General features: G+C 64.7%; 18 protein-coding genes and 2 pseudogenes. 14 read left to right on the top strand and 6 right to left on the bottom strand.

The features are described from left to right. Positions 1-140: 140 nt before the first annotated feature. Together WS49_RS30070 and WS49_RS30065 are read right to left on the bottom strand one after the other, a co-directional pair. Positions 141-1,103, bottom strand: coding sequence for a sigma-54 interaction domain-containing protein (locus WS49_RS30070; protein WP_059535964.1), 963 nt, complete (start codon positions 1,101-1,103; stop codon positions 141-143). Between the two features lie 478 nt (positions 1,104-1,581). Further along, positions 1,582-2,532, bottom strand: coding sequence for a LysR substrate-binding domain-containing protein (locus WS49_RS30065; protein WP_059535963.1), 951 nt, complete (start codon positions 2,530-2,532; stop codon positions 1,582-1,584). Positions 2,533-2,662: 130 nt separating this feature from the next. On the opposite strand from WS49_RS30065, the gene WS49_RS30060 reads away from it, so the two are divergent. From WS49_RS30060 to WS49_RS30015, 10 genes are all read left to right on the top strand, one after another. Beyond that, a complete protein-coding gene (locus WS49_RS30060; protein ID WP_059535960.1) occupies positions 2,663-3,520 on the top strand; it encodes an FAS1-like dehydratase domain-containing protein in 858 nt (285 codons plus the stop codon). A gap of 18 nt (positions 3,521-3,538) precedes the next feature. Further along, complete coding sequence (locus tag WS49_RS30055; RefSeq protein ID WP_059535957.1) at positions 3,539-4,696, top strand: acyl-CoA dehydrogenase family protein; 1,158 nt, start codon at positions 3,539-3,541, stop codon at positions 4,694-4,696. A gap of 13 nt (positions 4,697-4,709) precedes the next feature. Then, positions 4,710-5,888: a CaiB/BaiF CoA transferase family protein gene (locus WS49_RS30050; protein WP_059537315.1), complete on the top strand. Its 1,179-nt coding sequence runs from the start codon at positions 4,710-4,712 to the stop codon at positions 5,886-5,888. 200 nt (positions 5,889-6,088) lie between these two features. Further along, positions 6,089-6,598 (top strand): hypothetical protein, encoded by a 510-nt coding sequence (locus WS49_RS30045; RefSeq protein ID WP_059535954.1) that lies wholly within the window; start codon positions 6,089-6,091, stop codon positions 6,596-6,598. A 56-nt stretch (positions 6,599-6,654) separates the two neighbouring features. Beyond that, positions 6,655-7,167, top strand: coding sequence for a hypothetical protein (locus WS49_RS30040; protein WP_059535952.1), 513 nt, complete (start codon positions 6,655-6,657; stop codon positions 7,165-7,167). Between the two features lie 317 nt (positions 7,168-7,484). Next, the gene (locus WS49_RS30035; RefSeq protein WP_059535950.1) at positions 7,485-8,639 is read left to right on the top strand and encodes a c-type cytochrome; all 1,155 of its coding nucleotides are present in this window, start codon (positions 7,485-7,487) and stop codon (positions 8,637-8,639) included. A 13-nt stretch (positions 8,640-8,652) separates the two neighbouring features. Further along, positions 8,653-10,413, top strand: a complete 1,761-nt coding sequence (gene ctaD / locus WS49_RS30030; RefSeq protein WP_059535948.1) for a cytochrome c oxidase subunit I — start codon at positions 8,653-8,655, stop codon at positions 10,411-10,413. Continuing rightward, positions 10,410-11,024 (top strand): cytochrome c oxidase subunit 3, encoded by a 615-nt coding sequence (locus WS49_RS30025; protein WP_059535946.1) that lies wholly within the window; start codon positions 10,410-10,412, stop codon positions 11,022-11,024. The genes ctaD and WS49_RS30025 overlap by 4 nt, the downstream gene beginning before the upstream one ends. Next, positions 11,021-11,728 carry a heme-copper oxidase subunit III family protein gene (locus WS49_RS30020; protein ID WP_059535943.1) on the top strand — a complete coding sequence of 236 codons (708 nt, stop codon included), beginning with the start codon at positions 11,021-11,023 and terminating at the stop codon, positions 11,726-11,728. Before WS49_RS30025 ends, WS49_RS30020 begins: the two co-directional genes overlap by 4 nt. A gap of 8 nt (positions 11,729-11,736) precedes the next feature. Beyond that, on the top strand, positions 11,737-12,078 hold the full coding sequence (locus WS49_RS30015) for a cytochrome C oxidase subunit IV family protein (RefSeq protein WP_059535940.1): 342 nt from the start codon (positions 11,737-11,739) through the stop codon (positions 12,076-12,078). Between the two features lie 166 nt (positions 12,079-12,244). Here WS49_RS30015 and WS49_RS36285 read toward each other — a convergent pair. From WS49_RS36285 to WS49_RS30000, 4 genes and pseudogenes are all read right to left on the bottom strand, one after another. After that, positions 12,245-12,358, bottom strand: a pseudogene (locus WS49_RS36285) (oxidoreductase); the annotation flags it as partial. 93 nt (positions 12,359-12,451) lie between these two features. Continuing rightward, positions 12,452-13,891 carry a DEAD/DEAH box helicase gene (locus WS49_RS30010; protein WP_059535938.1) on the bottom strand — a complete coding sequence of 480 codons (1,440 nt, stop codon included), beginning with the start codon at positions 13,889-13,891 and terminating at the stop codon, positions 12,452-12,454. Positions 13,892-14,020: 129 nt separating this feature from the next. Further along, positions 14,021-15,076 carry an aldo/keto reductase gene (locus WS49_RS30005; RefSeq protein ID WP_059535936.1) on the bottom strand — a complete coding sequence of 352 codons (1,056 nt, stop codon included), beginning with the start codon at positions 15,074-15,076 and terminating at the stop codon, positions 14,021-14,023. A gap of 71 nt (positions 15,077-15,147) precedes the next feature. Further along, on the bottom strand, positions 15,148-15,738 hold the full coding sequence (locus WS49_RS30000) for a flavodoxin family protein (RefSeq protein ID WP_059537312.1): 591 nt from the start codon (positions 15,736-15,738) through the stop codon (positions 15,148-15,150). Between the two features lie 119 nt (positions 15,739-15,857). On the opposite strand from WS49_RS30000, the gene WS49_RS29995 reads away from it, so the two are divergent. From WS49_RS29995 to WS49_RS36455, 4 genes and pseudogenes are all read left to right on the top strand, one after another. Then, positions 15,858-16,763, top strand: coding sequence for a LysR family transcriptional regulator (locus tag WS49_RS29995; RefSeq protein WP_059535933.1), 906 nt, complete (start codon positions 15,858-15,860; stop codon positions 16,761-16,763). A 91-nt stretch (positions 16,764-16,854) separates the two neighbouring features. Then, positions 16,855-17,535 (top strand): RidA family protein, encoded by a 681-nt coding sequence (locus WS49_RS29990; RefSeq protein ID WP_306453917.1) that lies wholly within the window; start codon positions 16,855-16,857, stop codon positions 17,533-17,535. Positions 17,536-17,711: 176 nt separating this feature from the next. Beyond that, the gene (locus tag WS49_RS29985) at positions 17,712-18,053 is read left to right on the top strand and encodes a DHCW motif cupin fold protein (protein WP_059535930.1); all 342 of its coding nucleotides are present in this window, start codon (positions 17,712-17,714) and stop codon (positions 18,051-18,053) included. 236 nt (positions 18,054-18,289) lie between these two features. Continuing rightward, positions 18,290-19,143: pseudogene (locus WS49_RS36455) on the top strand (MerR family transcriptional regulator). The last annotated feature ends 180 nt before the right edge of the window (positions 19,144-19,323 follow it).

Here is a 19,323-nt window from a genome sequence, read left to right as displayed (position 1 = left end):
CGGGCGGTCTGTCCGTTCTGCTTCGCAAGGAGCAGGCCAATGCGCATGCACCGACACAAGCGCTTGATTTGGCGTGGAATTTCCCGACCGGAGCGGGATTCGCGAATGCGGCGGGGCTGTACCATGTGACAGCCCGGCTGTCACACCGAGGCAGTGTTGCCGGCGTCCAGGTTGTACTTGGCCAGCTTGCGGTACAGCGTCATGCGCGACCAGTTCATCTGGCGCGCCGCCTCCATCTTGTTCCAGTTGGTCTGGCGCAGTACCGAGACCAGCCGCTCGCGCTCGTGCTCGCCGGCCGAGAAATCCTGCAGGAACAGGCGGCGGAATGCCGGCGGCAGGTCGCCCAGCCCGAACGGACGCCCTTCCGGCGCATCGACGAACAACGCCTCGACCAGGTTGCGCAGCTCACGCACGTTGCCCGGCCACCGGTAGTGCCGCATGCATTCGAGCAACGCCGGATCGGGCCGCCCCACCCGCATCGCGCGCCGCTGGTTGTGTTCGGCGACGAAGTGATCGACGATCGACGCGATGTCCTCCGGCCGCTCCCGCAGCGGCGGTATCTCGATGCGCGCGACGTTCAGGCGATAGAACAGGTCGGCGCGGAAACGGCGTTCCGCGACCAGGTCCTCCAGACTTTCGTTGCTGGCGGCCACGATCCGGACATCGACCGGGCGCCGGCGCAGCGAGCCGACCGGCATCACCGTGCGGTCCTCGAGCAGGCGCAGCAGCTTGGCCTGAACGGCGGGCGGCATCTCGCTGACTTCGTCGAGGAACAGCGTGCCGCCGTCGGCCTCGACGAAGCGGCCGGGAAACGCGTTCTGGGCGCTCGTGAAAGCGCCGCGCTCGTGACCGAACATCTCGGACTCGAACAGGCTGTCGGGCACCGCGGCGCAGTTCACAGCGATGAACGGCTTGTCGGTTCGCGGGCTGAGGCGGTGGACGGCGGTGGCGACGCGCTCCTTGCCGGTGCCGGTTTCACCGGTCACGAGCACCGTCGTATCGGTCTGCGCGACCTTCGCCAGATAGCGGCGCAGGTCGGCCATCGCCGGGCTCGAGCCGTGCAGCCCGAGTGACGTCGCGTGAATGCCTGCGGTCGTGTTCATGCGCGCGCCGTTCGGCTAACAAACCGCTGACGGATGACGCGCAGCCCCGATTTTCATCGCCACTTCCCCCGGTGGATGTTGAGGAACAAGGCAAGCATCCTCTATGGCGATTGTCGGCACGCGTTTAATTAGTACTGTGATGCGTGTTGAATGGATGAGCCGCGTGTCTCGGCGCCGGCCGATAATCAGTGTAGTTTCAATATCGCGCTTCGTACAACCTGCCGACGGTCGATGTTTGCGCGCGGACGGCCGGCCGCCGGTGCGCGGGCGATCCGATCGACTCGGGCATGCTCGGCGCGATGGCGAATGTGTGATGTATGTGTCGTGTCACGCATGTTCATCGATCCGTCAGCAATCAGCATGACGAACGAAATACCGATCGCGGCATTGGAGAATGCGTATCGTTCACGCGGCGCGCGTGGAGACTTCGCACACCGCATCCGCGGCGGTCGAGCGCGCATTCCGCTCACCCCGCCCGTCACGACGGCGCGGGTTCGCCCTCGCGCAACGTGATGCCCGTCCACGCGCCGCTCGCGGCCAGTTCGCCGACCAGCTCGACGATCGTTTGCCGCACGGCGAGCGCGGCGGAATTGACCGGAGACGTGTTCGACCAGCACAGGCTGGCAGGCCGGCGAATTTCCGGCTCGACGATCCGGCGCATCCTCGGCCGGCCGGACGGCTCGCGTGACGCCAGCGCGGACGCCGGCAGGATCGTGCACGCGAGCCCCGACTGCGCGAGCGAGATCATCGTCGGCAGCGAATCGATATCCGCGATGACGTTGAGCGGCACTTGCTCGCGCGCGAATGTGCGTTCGAGCAGCAGGCGCAGCCCGTTCTGTACGCCCGGCGCGACGAGCGACACGCCGGCGAGCGACGCGAGTGTGCACGTGCGCGCGCGCGACGACACCGCGCCGGCCGGCTCGCCGAGCAGATACAGCACCTCGTCGAACAGCGGCATCGCGGTGATGCCGGTGGTGTTGGATTCGCGGAACAGGATCGCGAGGTCGAGCCGCCCGTTCGCCAGCAATTCGTTGATGAAGCCGCTCATGCTTTCGAGGTACTGCAGCCGGATGCCCGGATAGCGCGCCCTCACCCGTTCGAACAACGGCACGGCGAGGCTCGCGGTCATCGTGGTGGGAAAACCCACCGCGACGGTGCCCGACTCGCTGCCCGCGCCTTCCCGCACTTCCTGGCGCAGTTGCTCCATCTGCCGGAGCACGAGCCGCGCATGGCGATACAGGGCCTGTCCGGCCGCGGTCGGCTTCACGCCCTGCGGGCTGCGCACCAGCAGCGTGACGCCGATGTCGCCCTCCAGCTTCGCGATCTGCTGGCTCAGCGACGGCTGCGCGACGAACAGTTTTTCGGCCGCTTTCCCGAGGCTCCCGTATTCAACGATGCTGACGAAGTAACGGAGCTGGCGGATGTCCATGGCGGGTCGGTCGATGCGAGAAAGTCATAGGGTACCCCTATGACCGGCACATTCAAACGGTATTTCCGCCGCGCGCGAGCTTCACCTAGAGTCACTTCATGCCAAGTCGAAACCGCCGGCCTGCCCGGCGATGGAGGTGACAGTGAACGCGCCCCGGTCGCATGCCAGCGACGATGTCCAACAGGTCGCGACCGACCTGATCAGTGCCGAACGGGCAATCGCCCTCGCGGCGACGCTCGACCATCCGACCGTTCCCGCGACCGGCGATGCGTTGCCGCCCGCCTGGCACTGGCTGTATTTCTGGTCGATCGCGCAGCAGGCCGAACTCGGCCCGGACGGTCATCCGCGCAAGGGCGGCTTCCTGCCGGACCTGGGGCTGCCGCGGCGCATGTGGGCCGGCGGCCGCCTGACGTTCGAACGCGCGCTGACGATCGGCGCCATCGCGACGCGCACGTCGCGCGTGCTGTCGCTCGAACGCAAGGAAGGCCGCAGCGGCACGCTCGGCTTCGTCACCGTCGAGCACGTGATCGAATCCGGGGGCGAAGTCGCGATCCGCGAGGAGCACGACATCGTCTATCGCGGCCCGGCCGCGCCCGGCGCCGCCGCGCCCCCGCCGAAGGCCGCACCCGACGATGCGCAATGGCAGCGCGACATCGCGCCGGATGAAGTCATGCTGTTCCGCTATTCGGCGCTGACCTTCAACGGCCATCGCATTCACTACGACCGCACCTACGTGCGCGACGTCGAAGGCTATCCGGACCTCGTCGTGCACGGCCCGCTGATCTCGACGCTGCTGCTCGATCTCGTCACGCGCTCGCTGCCCGGTGCGACGATCGGCGAATACGCGTATCGCGCGGTACGGCCGACTTTCCTCGGCAACACCTTCAGCGTGTGCGGCCGCCTCGCCGACGACGGCAAGACCGTCGATCTCTGGGCCAGGGATCACGACGGCTGGCTGACCATGTCCGCGAGCGCGATCCTCGCCTGACGTTCCCCGATACGAAACATGAACCCTGCCGACGCGCACCAAGCCATTCGCGAAGCCGTTCGCGACCTGTGCGGCGAATTTCCCGCCGAATATTTCCGCAAGATCGACGCGGAACGCGGCTATCCCGACGCGTTCGTCGACGCGCTGACGACAGCCGGCTGGCTCGCCGCACTGATTCCGCAGGAATACGGCGGCTCGGGCCTCGGCCTGACCGAGGCGTCGGTGATCATGGAGGAAATCAACCGTGCGGGCGGCAATTCCGGCGCGTGTCACGGCCAGATGTACAACATGGGCACGCTGCTGCGCCATGGTTCGGCCGAGCAGAAACAGCGCTATCTGCCAAAGATCGCGAGCGGCGCGCTGCGTCTGCAGTCGATGGGCGTGACCGAACCGACCACCGGCACCGACACGACGAAGATCAGGACAACCGCGGTACGCAAGGGCGACCGCTACGTGATCAACGGGCAAAAGGTATGGATCTCTCGCGTGCAGCACTCCGACCTGATGATCCTGCTCGCGCGCACGACGCCGCTGTCGGACGTGAATAAGAAGTCCGAAGGAATGTCGATCTTCATCGTCGACCTGCATCACGCGATCGGCAACGGGATGACGGTGCGCCCGATCCCGAACATGGTGAACCACGAGACGAACGAGCTGTTCTTCGACAACCTCGAGATCCCCGCGGAGAACCTGATCGGCGAGGAAGGCCATGGCTTCCGGTACATCCTCGACGGATTGAATGCGGAGCGCACGCTGATCGCGGCCGAATGCATCGGCGATGGCTACTGGTTCGTCGACAAGGTGTCGCGGTACGTGAAGGATCGCGTCGTGTTCGGCCGCCCGATCGGCCAGAACCAGGGCGTGCAGTTTCCGATCGCCCGCGCGTTCGTCAACGTCGAGGCGGCGAGCCTGATGCGCTTCGAGGCCGCGCGCCGGTTCGACGCGCACGAGCCGTGCGGCGCGCAGGCGAACATGGCGAAGCTGCTCGCCGCCGATGCGTCGTGGGAAGCCGCGAACGCGTGCCTGCAGTTCCATGGCGGCTTCGGCTTCGCGTGCGAATACGACGTCGAGCGCAAGTTCCGCGAGACGCGCCTGTATCAGGTCGCGCCGATCTCGACGAACCTGATCCTGTCGTACGTCGCCGAGCACATCCTCGGCCTGCCGCGTTCGTTCTGACGGAGCAATGAGCATGCGCCCACTGGAAGGCATCAAGGTCGTCACGTTCGAGCATGCGATCGCCGCGCCGTTCTGCACGCGCCAGCTCGCGGATCTCGGCGCGCGCGTGATCAAGGTCGAACGGCCGGGCGTCGGCGATTTCGCGCGGGGCTACGACGAACGCGTGTCGGGGCTCGCGTCCCACTTCGTGTGGACCAACCGCTCGAAGGAAAGCATCACGCTCGACGTCAAGCAGCCCGCGGCGCTTGACATCGTGCACAGGCTGCTCGCCGATGCCGACGTGTTCGTGCAGAACCTCGCACCCGGCGCGACGCAGCGCCTGGGGCTCGACGACGACACGCTGCGCGAGCGCTATCCGCGGCTGATCGTCTGCGACATTTCCGGCTACGGGCTCGACGGGCCGTTCCGCGACAAGAAGGCGTACGACCTGCTGATCCAGAGTGAATCCGGATTCCTCAGCATTACCGGCTCCGACGGCGAGCCGGCCAAGGCCGGCTGCTCGATCGCAGACATCGCGGCGGGCATGTATGCGTATACGAACATCCTCGCCGCGCTGATCGAGCGCGGCCGCACCGGACACGGCCGGCACATCGACGTGTCGATGCTCGAAAGCATGGTCGAGTGGATGAGCTATCCGCTCTACTACGCGATCGACGGACAGTCGCCGCCGCCGCAAGCCGGCGCATCGCACGCGACGATCTTTCCGTACGGTCCGTTCAAGGCCGGCGACGGGAAGACCGTGATGCTCGGGCTGCAGAACGAGCGCGAATGGAAGCGCTTCTGCGAGACCGTGATCCGCATGCCCGGGTTGGCGACCGACGAACGCTTCGGGTCGAACAGCCGCCGCGTCGCGAATCGTGACGAACTCGCGGCCGTCATCGTCCGCGCATTCGCGACGCTGACGGCCGCCGACGTGATCGACCGGCTCGAGCAAGCCGGCATCGCGAACGCGCGGATGAACGACATGCACGGCGTCTGGGCGCACGAACAGCTCGCCGCGCGACATCGCTGGACCCGCGTCGATACGCCGGCTGGCAAGATCCCTGCCCTGTTGCCGCCCGGTGTCGCACCGAGCGACGAGCCGCGCATGGATCCAGTGCCGGCGCTTGGCCAGCATACCGATGCCGTGCTGCGCGAACTCGGCTATGCCGATGAACAGATTCATACGTTGCACGCATCCGGCACGGTCTGACGGGGGCCTTTTCGCGTTGAGCGAAGCGCGCGAAGGGTTCGATAATAAGGGTTCCGTGCGAATTTCCGCTGACGTGCTGTTCGCCCCCTTTACAGCGCACTGAAGCGTGATCGCGTGTAACCCCGTACGCGCGCGCAGGCACCACGCTGCCGATGGTGACATAAAATAGAACGTACTCCAGACTGAAAAAGGGGGCCGACATGAGGCGCCTCTATTTCCTCGTACCCGACACGCAGATGGCCAAGGCGATCGTGGATGACCTGCTCCGCGCGCGCATCATCTGGCGCCATATCCACGTCCTCGCCGATCACAGCGTCACCCTTGAAGAATTGCCCGAAGCGTCTTTGCTGCAAAGCAGCGACGTCGTGCACGCGCTCGAGCGTGGTGTCGCACTCGGCGGCGCGACGGGCGCGCTCATCGGTCTCGTCGCGCTCGTGTTCCCTCCTGCCGAGCTCGTGATCGCGGGCGGCGCCGTCGTCGCATTGACGGTGGTGGGCGCGGGCTTCGGCGCGTGGACAGCCGGGATGATCGGCATCGCCGAACCGAATGCGCGACTCGAGCGATTTCGTGACGCGATCAAGGAGGGCCAGATTCTGATCATGGCGGACGTGCCGGCACTGCGAGAGCAGGAAATCGAGCAGATGATCGCCCGACATTTTCCGCAGGCGGATCTGGAGGGCGGCGAGCCTACGTCACCGGTTTTCCCCTGACACGCGGAAACCGGCCTGCCTGAGTGCTGAGGTCGATCCTTCGGCAAGGAGGTCCTATGGAACTGCACATTCAGTCACACCATTGGCAACGGCGCATGCCGGACTGGCTCGCCGCTGCCGTGGCCGGTCTCGCGGGTGGCGCCCTGGTGATCGTGCTCGAATTCTTCTGGTCGACCATGGTGCTCGATGAAAGCCCGTGGCAACCGACCCACAAGATCGCGGCGATGGTGATGGGCCGTGGCGCGCTCGAACAGATGTCGGTGTTCAGCTTCAGCATCGTGGGCGTGGCGCTCCTGTTGCACTACGTGCTCGGCGCCATCATGGGGATGATCCTCGCCGCGATCATGGCCCCGTTCCGCTTCGATTCGAGCGTCGGCATGGAGGCCGTCATCGGCCTGGCGTTCGGGATCGTCGCGTATGTCTGGAACTTCTACGTGATGACCGCCGTGTTCCCCTGGTTCATCTCGGAGCGCGGCTCCGGACCGTTGTTGGCCAACCTGCTGTTCGGGGTGGTCACCGCCGTCGTCTACGGCATGCTCGAACGGCGCAAGCAGAACGCGACGCCCTGACACGCCGTTGCTTCGCGCCGTGCAGGACGGCTGCCTCGACGATCCGCGCCGGGGGCGGCCGCTTTGCTCGTCGTCGCGGGGAGGTTGAACCGTCAGTTGTGCGATGCATGCGGGTATGGGAGCGTGCTTCCTCCATTCCGCTGCCTTGCGCGATGCAAAAGAGCAGACTACCTTTTCTTTAGAGCCGCCGACGACGCTTGGCGAATCGGTCTTGGTGGACTGCCGGCAACATGTAATACGAAATCCGGCAAGGCGGCACGACGATGCCAGGAGCGCGGGTTGGCGGCTCCGGCGTGTGACGCGCGGCGAGGCGGCCCATGGCGCTTGCGATTGCCCTGATCGTGATCATCGCATTGGCGGTGGGGTTTCACTTTGCCAGTCCCTGGTGGATCACGCCGATCGCGTCGAACTGGGTGCGCATGGACGACATGCTGACGATCACGCTCGTCATCACCGGCGCATTCTTCATCGCGATCAACCTGTTCATCGCGATCGCACTGATGCGCTACCGCCACCGCGGCGGGCATCGCGCGGCCTACGAGCCGCACAACCGGCGGCTGGAATGGTGGCTGATCGGCCTGACCGCCGTCGGCGTCGCGGCGTTGCTGGCACCCGGTCTGTTCGTCTACGCGGACTACATCCGGCCGCCGAGCAACGTGCTGCAGATGGAGGTGCTCGGCCGTCAATGGCAATGGCGCTTCCGCTTCGCCGGCCCCGGCGGCAAGCTGGGCACGACGGACGTGCGCTACGTCAGCAACGACAACCCGTTCGGCCTGAATCCCGCCGACCCCAACGGCCGCGACAACTACCTGATCGAGACGCCCGAGGTCCACCTGCCGCTGAACCGGCCGGTCCAGGTCCTGACACGGTCGCTCGACGTGCTGCACGACTTTTATGTGCCGCCGTTCCGTGCGCGCATGAACATGGTGCCCGGCATGGTGACGACCTTCTGGTTCACGCCGACCAGGGCGGGACGTTACGACATCCTGTGCGCGCAGCTTTGCGGTCTCGGGCACGCCAGCATGCGCGGCGTGGTGGTGGTGGAAGACGAAGCATCGTTCTCGCGCTGGCTGGCGCAGCAGACCACCTTCGCGCAGCGGCAGCAGGCCGGCGTGCAGGCCGCCGCCGCCACGGCGGGCGGCAGCGCCCAGGCGCTTGCCGACCAGGGCAAGGCGCTCGCGGCAGCCAAGGGCTGTTTCGCGTGCCATACCGTGGACGGCAGTCCGCGCGTGGGCCCGACCTGGAAGGGCCTGTACGGCAAGACCGAAACGATGGCCGACGGCAGCACCGCGAAGGTGGACGAAGCCTATCTGCGCGCGTTCATCCGCAACCCGACGGCCCGCGTCGTGAAGGGGTACGCACCGATCATGCCGCATTTCGACCTGAGCGAGGAGGAGCTGACCGCGCTCGTGACCTACATCGAATCGCAAGGCGGCCCGGCTGCCAGCACCGCGGCCAACCGCCAGCCCTAGCGGAGCAGACGCAATGCCCTACGCGCACACCGATCACGTCCCGAAAAGCTTCTGGACCCGCTATGTCTGGAGCCAGGACCACAAGGTCATCGCCGTGCAGTATTCGCTGACGGCCATCGCCATCGGCCTGGTCGGCCTCGTCCTGTCGGACCTGATGCGATTGCAGCTCGGCTTTCCCGGCAAGTTCAGCTTCATCGACGCCAACCACTATTACCAGTTCGTCACCATGCACGGGATGATCATGGTGATCTACCTGCTGACCGCGCTGTTCCTGGGCGGCTTCGGCAACTATCTGATCCCGCTGATGCTGGGCGCGCGCGACATGGTGTTCCCGTTTCTCAACATGCTGAGCTACTGGGTCTACCTGCTGGCCGTGCTGGTGCTGGTGGCGAGCTTCTTCGTGCCGGGCGGGCCGACCGGCGCGGGCTGGACGCTGTATCCGCCCCAGGCCATCTTGCCCGGCACGCCGGGCGTCGAATGGGGCATCGTGCTGATGCTCGTGTCGCTCGCGATCTTCATCGTCGCGGCAACCATGGGCGGTCTCAATTACGTGACCACCACGCTGCAGGCGCGCACCCGCGGCATGACGCTCATGCGCATGCCGCTCACGGTGTGGGGCATCTTCACCGCGACGATCATGGCGCTGCTCGCGTTTCCGGCGCTGTTCGTGTCGGCGGTGATGATGCTACTCGACCGGACACTCGGCACCAGCTTCTTCATACCGGCCGTGGTGTCGATGGGGCAATCGCTCAAGCATGCCGGCGGCAGCCCGCTGCTGTTCCAGCACCTGTTCTGGTTCTTCGGGCATCCGGAGGTCTACATCGTCGCGCTGCCGGCCTTCGGCATCGCGTCGGATCTCATCAGCACGCACGCGCGCAAGAGCATCTTCGGCTACCGGATGATGGTGTGGGCGATCGTCATCATCGGCGCACTGAGCTTCGTGGTCTGGGCGCACCACATGTTCATCGCCGGCATGGATCCGTACTTCGGCTTCTTCTTCGCGACCACCACGCTCATCATCGCCATCCCGACCGCCCTCAAGGTCTACAACTGGGTGCTGACGCTGTGGCGTGGCGATATCCACCTGACCGTGCCGATGCTGTTCGCCATCGGCTTCGTCAGCACCTTCGTGCTGGGCGGGCTGACCGGGCTCTATCTCGGCAACGTGAGCGTCGACATTCCGCTGTCGAACACGTACTTCGTGGTGGCGCACTTCCATATGGTGATGGCCGTGTCGCCGATCCTGGTGGTGTTCGGCGGCATCTACCACTGGTATCCGAAGGTGACGGGCCGCATGCTTGACGACACGCTCGGGCGTGCGCACTTCTGGGCCACCTTCGTCGGCACCTACGCGATCTACTTCCCGATGCACTATCTCGGCATCCTCGGCATGCCGCGGCGGTATTACGCGTACGAAGGCTACAGCTTCATTCCGCACTCGGCGCAGACGCTCAACGCGTTCATCACCGTCGTCGCGCTGATCGTGGCGGTGGCGCAGTTGCTGTTCCTGTACAACCTGGCGTGGAGCCTCGTGCGCGGCAAGCGTGCCGACGGCAACCCCTGGCGGGCCACCACGCTGGAATGGCAGACGCCGCAAACGCCGCCGGCGCACGGCAACTGGGGGGCCTCACTGCCCGTCGTCTACCGTTGGGCGTACGAATACAGCCCGCCGGGACAAGCGGAAGACTTCGTCCCGCAAAACCAGCCGCCCGCGACGGCACCGGAACCGGAACCGGCCCGCTCGACGCTTCAACCCGGCGAGGCACGCAAATGACCACGCTGCCGCGCACCTTCGTTCCCGACACGCCGCCGCCCGTCTTGCCGAATGCGAGCCGCGTCGGCCTGATCGTGTTCATGGCCGTAGCAACGGCCTTGTTTTCACTGCTTCTGCTCGCGTACGGCATGCGCATGCGCGAGCCCGACTGGCAGCCGATCCCGCATCCGGCGCTGCTGTGGTGGAACACCGGCGCGCTCGCGCTGGCCAGCGTCGCCATGCAGCGGGCCCGGCAGCTGACCGTGCACCGCGTGGCGTGGCTGGTGTGCGGCGGCGTGCTGGCCGCCGTGTTCGTGATCGGGCAACTGACCGCGTGGCGCATGCTGTCGGCGGCCGGGCAGACCGTCATCGCGAATCCTTCCAACAGCTTCCTCTACCTGCTCACCGGCCTGCACGGATTGCACGTGCTCGGCGGGCTGGCGGCCTGGGCCGTGACGATCGCGCAACGCCGGCATGTGGACCCGTTCCGGGCTCAACGCGCCATTTCGCTGTGCGCCCTCTACTGGCATTTCCTGCTGGCGGTCTGGCTCGTGCTGCTGGCCGCGATGTGGTGGCTCACCCCGGCGGTTGTCGCCGCCATCTGCGGGCCGCTGTACGGAGCCGCGCCATGACCTCGCCCACGCTCCCGCCGGAATCCGCTGCCACCCCGCCCGCCGACGCCGGGCCTGACGGCTGGCGCGGCATCGTCACGGACTGGTCGGCCGACCGCGAAGCCTTCAAGGTGCCGTGGGGCAAGGCGATGATGTGGATCTTCCTGCTGTCGGACACCTTCGTCTTCAGCAGCTTCCTGATCGGCTACATGACGGTGCGCATGTCGACCACGGCACCCTGGCCCGACACGTCGAAGGTGTTCGGGCTCACCGTGGCGGGCGTCGACGTGCCGTTGCTGCTGATCGCCATCATGACGTTCACGCTGATCACCAGCAGCGGCACCATGGCGATGGCCGTCAATTTCGGCTACCGGCGCAATGCACGGCGCGCGGCCGCGCTGTTGCTGGCGACCGCGCTGCTCGGCGTGACCTTCGTGTCGATGCAGGCCTTCGAATGGACCAAGCTGATCGTCCACGAAGGCATTCGCCCGTGGGGCAACCCGCTCGGCGCCACGCAGTTCGGCGCGTGCTTCTTCATGATCACCGGGTTCCACGGCTTTCACGTGACCTGCGGCGTGATCTACCTGCTGCTGATCGCACGCAAGATCCTGCAGCCGGGGTTCATCGAGCACGGCAACTTCCAGATCGTCGAGATCGCCGGCCTGTACTGGCACTTCGTCGACCTGGTGTGGGTGTTCATCTTCGCGCTGTTCTATTTGTGGTGAGGCAGTCCATGGACCACTCCGATCCCGCCGATCGCCCCGACGCCGCGCACGGCCAGCAGCATCCGATCGGCATCTACCTGAAGATCTGGGGCCTGCTGTTCGTCCTGAGCACGTTGTCGTATCTGGTGGATTATTTCCACGTGCAGGGCCTGATGCGCTGGGTGCTGATCGTCGTGCTGATGATCGCCAAGGCCGGGCTGATCGTATCGATCTTCATGCACATGATGTGGGAGCGGCTGGCGCTGGTGTACGCGATCCTGATACCGCCGCTGTGCCTGCTGGTGCTCATGGTGCTGATGGCCGCCGAAGCGCATCACACCTTCGGGATGCGGGAACTCTTCTTTCGCTGATCGCGGTTCTCGTTCGTTCCTCGGGTGACGGATGCTTCGGATCACGTACGATCCGGCGCGCCGGCGTGCGAGCGGCTGGCTTTGCCCGGCAATCGACCGATCGCATCGGAACACTGAACGAGCATAATCCGGACTGGCCGGAGCCAGTCCGGCCACGGAGCTCGTTGAAAATGATGCGCCCCCGGCCGGCCTGCTTCATCGCCGGCAGGAACAGGCGGGCAAGGCGTACGCCGCTCAGGACGTTGACGTCGAAGAAACGCGTCCAGTCCGCGCCGGGGACGCAAGCCCGTCATGTTCCAATATTCAGGTTCGGGTGCGCGCGATCGACCTGTGTTCGACTACACGGCGGCAGTCCGCGCCGCACCGATCGGCATCAGCGCGTCCCGCGCCCGCCCGCAGGCTTGCCAGCCGGCTTCCGCGAACCCGCCGACGTCTTGCCGGCCGGTTTGCCGCGCGGCTTTTGCACGCTGAACGGGCTACCGCTCGACAGGCTTGCCCCCTTGCCCGCGGGCGCGGCGCGCTGCCCCGTGGGCTTGCGCTTGCCTTCCCCGCCTTGCGGTCGCGGCTTTTTGCCGGCCGCCGGCATGGCGCCCGCCCCCGCTTGCGGCACCTTGGGCTTCTTCGGCTTTTTGGGTTTCTTGATGATCTGCCCGGTCGCGCTGGTTTCCGGCACGCGGTGTTCGGCTTCGAAACCCGGCTCTTCCTCACGGCGCAGCGTTTGCCGGATCAGCGCCTCGATCGCGGCCAGTTGCGGTGCTTCGTCGGCACACACGAGCGACACCGCCACACCGCTGGCGCCCGCGCGGCCGGTACGGCCGATACGGTGCACGTAGTCTTGCGCGACGATGGGCAGATCGACGTTGATCACCAGCGGCAGGTCGTCGATATCCAGCCCGCGCGCGGCCACATCGGTCGCGACCAGCATCTGCACTTCGCCCGTCTTGAAGCGCTCGAGCGCACGCAGGCGCGCGGGCTGCGGCTTGTCGCCGTGGATGGTGTCGACCGCATAACCCGCATCGTTCAGCATGGCCGCTAGGTAATCCACGCCATTGCGGGTCTTGACGAACACCAGCGCGTGGTCCCAGTTGTTCTCGGCCACCAGGTGCATGAAGAGGTCGGGCTTGTTCCGCTTGTCCACCGGCACCACCCACTGCTTGATCTTGCTGGCGGTGACGTTGGGCGGGCTGACGCTGATATTGACCGGACTGCGCAGAATGCTCGCCGCCATCGCGCGGATGTCGTCGGTAAACGTCGCGGAAAACAGCAGCGTCTGGCGCTGCACCGGCAATGCGGCAAAGACGGCGTTGAGTTCGCGCGCGAAGCCCAGATCCAGCATGCGGTCGGCTTCATCCAGCACCAGCGTCTGGACTTGATCGAACTGCACGGCGTTCTGGCGATTGAGGTCCAGCAGACGGCCCGGCGTGGCGACGAGCACATCCACGCCCTTGCGCAACTTCATCATCTGCGGGTTGATGCTCACGCCGCCATAGGCGGCCAGAAACCGCAAGTCGAGGCCCTTGCCGTACTCGACGAAACTCTGCAGCACCTGTTCGGCCAGTTCGCGCGTGGGCACCAGCACCAGAACGCGCGCGCGGTTGCTCGACACCGTCGGCCCGTGCTGCACCAGCCGCTGCAGCAACGGCAGCGCGAAACCCGCCGTCTTGCCGGTGCCGGTCTGCGCCGCGGCCATGACGTCCTTGCCGCTGAGCACAGCGGGAATCGCCTTGGCCTGCACCGGCGTGGGTGTCTGGTAATTGAGGCCCTGCAGATTACGCAGCAAGGGATCGATCAGGCCTAGCGAGGCAAAAGACATGGACGTGTTCCGGGCTAAAACCGCAATTCTAGCGGTTGCGGCGACGATCGCCGTGCGGATACCCGGTGCGGGGCGGCGTTCAGCGTCGGGCGATCCCGTCGAGCACGACAAGGATCGCCGTCGGCCGCCCTATTTCGACACCGCACGCGTGAAAGGCCGCGGCACCCTGCCCGCCGCCTGACGATCGATCATCCAGCCGGGATAGTCGGGCGGCAATGCGCTCACGGCATCGAGCTGCGCAAGCTCGTCCCCGGTCAGCACGATATCGGCAGCACCGAGATTGTCTTCGAGCTGTTCGACGCGTTTGGCGCCGATGATGACGCTCGTGACATGCGGCTTGGCGAGCAGCCACGCGAGCGCGATCCGGGCGACCGACACGCGTCGCGCGTCCGCGATCGCGCGCATCGCTGCAACGCACGGCCAGGCGCGCTCGAGATCGACCGGCGGAAAATCGAAATGGCTGCGCCGCGAACCCGCTTCGGTCGGCGCGCCGGGGCCGAACTTTCCCGACAGCAGCCCGCCGGCGAGCGGCGACCAGACGAGGAGCGCCATCTGCTCGTCGATCGCAAGCGGCACCAGTTCGCGCTCCACGTCGCGTCCGGCGATCGAATAGTAGGCCTGAAGGGTCTCGAAGCGCGTCGCATGGAGCGCTTCGCTGAGCCCGAGCGCCTTGCCGATCTTTCCGGCGCGCCAGTTCGAGACGCCGACATGGCGAACGAGCCCCTGACGCGTCAGATCGTCGAGCGCCCGCAGCGTCTCTTCGATCGGTGTCACGGGATCGTTCGCGTGGATCTGGTAAAGGTCGATGTGGTCGACCTGCAGCCGTTCCAGGCTTCGCTGCACGGAATCCATGATGTGGCCGCGCGACGCGCCCTGATCGTTGGGTTTCGTGCCCATCACGCCCGCGGTCTTCGTCGCCAGCACGATCTCGCTGCGTGCGACGCCGAGGTCTCGAAGCGCCTGTCCGACGAGGCGTTCGGACTGACCGAAGGAGTAGATGTCGGCGGTATCGATGAAGTTGATTCCCTCGTCCAGTGCGTGGGAAATCAGTCGGGTCGCGTCGTCCTGGCCGACCGCGCCGATCGCGGCCCACATGCCGGCATCGGCATTGCCGCCCAGCGTCATCGTGCCGAGACACAGCTCGGAGACGTACAGGCCGGTGCGACCCAGTTGCTTGTATTTCATGGCCGTTTCCTTCGAGGTCGGCGGGAAAAAGTGCGGCGGCGTCCGTTCCGGGGCGCCCCGCACGCCAGGTTTCAGCTGATGCGAGCGTGTCCTGCCCGGAATTGTCCGGCGATCGTTGCGACCCGTGCGCCATAGCGGCGCGCCGTCTCGAGATCCCCCGGCGACATTTCATCGGGCGACGCATCGGCCGGCGTCTGCGCCATCGGTGCGATATAGGAGCCCATGCGATTCAGGTCGTCACGCATCGACGCCCTCAGGTTCGCCGGCTTGATGTCCATGCTCACCCAGATGCCGCCGTGCTGCCCCGCAAGCAGAACGAAGTATTCGAGCGTATTGAGCTTGTCGCCGTTGATGCTTGCGCTGTTGGTGAAGCCGCCGAAGATCTTGTTGCGCCATGCGCCTTCGAACCAGGCCTTCGACGATGCATCGGCGAACTTCTTGAACTGCCAGCTGGGACCGCCCATGTAGGTCGGCGAGCCGAACAGGACGGCATCCGCGCCGGCAAGCGCGTCCCACGCGTCCGGCGCGATGTTGCCATCGGCGTCGATTGCGACGAGAACGCCGCCTGCCCCCTCCGCGACAGCCGCCGCCATGCGCTCGGTATGCCCGTAGCCGGAGTGATAGACGACGATCGTTTTAACCGGAGAGATGTGCTGTGTCATGGTTGTGCCCCTTTCGTTCAGGTGGTCGTCGGGGGACGACATCGGAAGGCACTTTACTGAGTTCAAATTGAGTTATAAATGACGGCCGATTGAACGTTCTGTTACTCCCGGGGAGAACAATGCAAAACCTCGACGCGCTGTTGATCTTCGCCCGTGTCGCCGAAATGACGAGCTTCACGCGCGCGGCCGAAAGCCTGGGCATCCAGAAAGGACGGGTGTCGATGGTGGTCCGCGCGCTCGAGCGCGACGTGGGCGTCGCGCTCCTGCATCGGACGACGCGCAGCGTGCAGTTGACCGAGGACGGACGCGCCTTTTATGCGCGCGCGCGGGACCTGCTGGCCGACGTACAGGAACTGCAGTCGATGTTTTCCGGCAATGGCACGCGGCTGCGCGGACGATTGCGCGTCGACATGCCCACCGAGCTCGCGCGCAGCGTCGTGGTTCCCGCGCTGCCGCAACTGATGGCGATGCATCCGGAGCTCGAACTGGAACTGTCGAGCACCGATCGGCGCGTCGATCTCGTCCAGGAAGGATTCGATTGCGTGATCCGTCTGGGGCCGATCGTGGACGAGACGCTGATTGCCCGGCCGTTGGGCCGCCTGCGCATGATCAACGCGGCGAGTCCCGGCTATCTGGCGCGGTATGGCGTGCCGCGAACGCTCGACGATCTCGTCGGTCAGGGACACCGGATGGTCCACTACGCGCTGACACTCGGCGCGCGGCACCCCGGGTGGGAATATCCGAGCGGCGACGGCTATGCGACGCTTGCATTGCCGAGCGCGATGCAGGTCAACAACGTGCAGACCTATCACGCAGCCGGGCTTGCGGGCATCGGGTTGATCCAGGCCGGGTATTCGGCACTCGCGAATCATATCGAAAGCGGCGCGCTGGTCGAGGTGCTGCCGGATCTGCGTCCTGAGCCTCTCGCGGCGTCGCTCGTCGTCGCGCATCGGCGCAATCTGTCGCCGCGCGTTCGGGCGTTCATGGACTGGATCGAGGGGATGTTGCAGCCTTATTTCGATTGACGGCGGTATGTAGATGAATGCGCCCACCCGTCACGATCAATATGTCCTACGGCGATGCCGCTCCTGTTCTATCACCAGCCGGTCGCGTCGAATGGCTCAAAACAGCGGCGGATTCAACCGTTCGATGGCATCACAGGATTTGTTCACGATCGACTCCACGTTCCCGAAAATGGACGCTTCATTAATAGAAGCACCTCACTCACGCGGGGGCCGTCGTGGATATAACACAGGCAGATATGCCAAAATGACAAGCGAAGCTGATCTACTTTTCGCGTTCAAACCGGGTACTAAAACCATGACCACCATGACTACCGCCGATCGCATTCAAAGTTTAGGTTTAGTGCTGCCTCCAGTTCCCGCCCCGATCGCCAACTTCGTGAGCTGGCGTCGATCCGGTCAGATTCTTTATTTATCGGGTCAGGGGCCACGTGATGCTTCCGGCTCAGTGATCAAGGGAAAATTGGGTCGAAATTATAGTGTCGATCGTGGCTACGCCGACGCCCGTCAAGTGGGTCTACAGCTTTTATCGACAATTCAGCAGGCGGTGGGGTCGCTCGATCACGTGGAGGGAGTTTTGAAGATCTTCGGAATGGTAAACGCCGAGCCGGATTTCCATGATCACCCGAAGGTCATCAATGGATGCTCAGACCTGTTGGTCGAGGTTCTAGGTGATCGCGGCCGACACGCCAGATCGGCGGTCGGGATGGGTTCTCTGCCAAACGGGATGTCTGTGGAAATCGAAGCGATCGTAGAGATCGTGAACGGATACTAAGGCATCGCCGGGCGCCACTCCGAGAGTGGCACACAGGCGTCGTCGATCGTTGAAAATCAGATAATCAATAACGTCGTCGTTATTGCCTCAAGCCGCTCGAGTTCGACAAAAGCGTTCGGAGCACCGTGGCGAATTGATCAGCGCGTATAAAGTGGACCTGCATAGGAATCTACAGAATGAAAATGGATGCATTTGCGTTCGGCACGACCAACTGGGCGGCAGTCGAAAAGACGGAACACCAAGGCGAAACCGGCATGGCCTATTGGCGCACACGGTTTTTCGGTGATCCCCCGAATCAAATTCGCGTGCGGATGGTCGAATATACCCCTGGCTACCTTGCAGATCATTGGTGCAAAAAGGGACACATTTTGTTCTGCATGGAAGGCGAACTGGAAACGACGCTCGAGGATGGGCGAAAGTTCGTTTTGACAGCGGGTATGAGCTACCAGGTTGGCGACGACGCGGAGCCACACCAGTCCTATACCAGAACGGGGGCGAAGCTCTTCATTGTGGACTGAAGCCCGGCCCGCTATCTCGGCATCCAAGCCGACGGCGCCCTTGAGATGGCAGAGCAAGCGGAGGTTTGATGGCATCGCGACCGGCGAGCGGTCGCTTGCCGGCCAAAACTACCCGATCGACGCCCACTGCAAGTTTCGGTGCATGCACGCTGCCCCCCGGCGCGCAAGCGCGTCGATTTCGGTTGCACCTGACGCCACGTTAGCTTTTATGGTTGACACCGACGACTGGGAAAGCAATGCGACTAAAGATCGGCGAACTGGCAAAGAAGGCGGGATTGAGTGTCCGCGCCCTGCATCACTACGACGCAATCGGGCTGCTGTCACCGTCGCAGCGTACCGACGGAGGCGCGCGCCTGTATGGGCAGGACGACCTGATCCGTCTGCATCGCATTGAAGCCCTGAAACGGTTCGGGTATTCGCTGCCGGACATCAAGGCCAGTCTCGATGGTCAACCGGCCCTCATTCCGCTGCAGCTTCTGCAACGTCAGATCACGGAGCTGAATGCGCAAGCACTGCGCGCGCAGCGCCTTGGCCGTCACTTGCAATACATCGTCGACATGGTCTCCGCGGGCAGCGAGATCGCGGCGACCGATTGGATGAATGCTCTGGAGCTGATGAACATGTACCAAAAGCATCTTGATGACGAGGAACTCGATGCGCTGTTGGCATCCGGGCCGGAAACGGTGCCGCCGTCGGATCCGGCATGGGCCGGTCTAATGCACCGGCCATTTTCAGATGGCTCGGCGTGACGATGTATCTCGATGAGGTCGCCGTCATCGAGACGTTGCGCTTCATCGCCGGTTGCGCCAAAGGCAGCGCGGTCCTGTTCGAGTATGTGACGCCGCTTTCGAGCTTGCCGCCGATCATGCGTATTGCGATGGAGCAGTTGACGGCGCGATTCGCCGAGCGCGGTGAGCCGTGGAAAACCTTCTTTGAACCGGCTGTCATTACCGAGACGCTGAGTGCATTGGGATTCAACCATACCAATGCGTGGACGCCCGAGGAATTGAACCAGCGCTATCTTGCGAACCGCGATGACGGACTGCTCATCGGTGTGACGCCCGCGCGTCTGATTCTCGCAACGGTCTGAGACTACTTGCGCCTCAACCATGTAGTGATTTTCAACACCTCCTTTGGGGAAGCTTGAAGGATCGCTCCGGGTCGGAAGCAGGCCTCCACGTGAGTCTGCTACCGGCCGAGGCTGTGTAAAAACGCGTTCGATCGCCTAGACTGAATCAACCCGTTCCGAAGAGAGGCGACGATGGGGCGA

Source organism: Burkholderia sp. RF7-non_BP4 (assembly GCF_001521935.1).
Taxonomy (GTDB): domain Bacteria; phylum Pseudomonadota; class Gammaproteobacteria; order Burkholderiales; family Burkholderiaceae; genus Burkholderia; species Burkholderia diffusa.
This window is presented reverse-complemented; position numbering and strand designations above follow the sequence as displayed.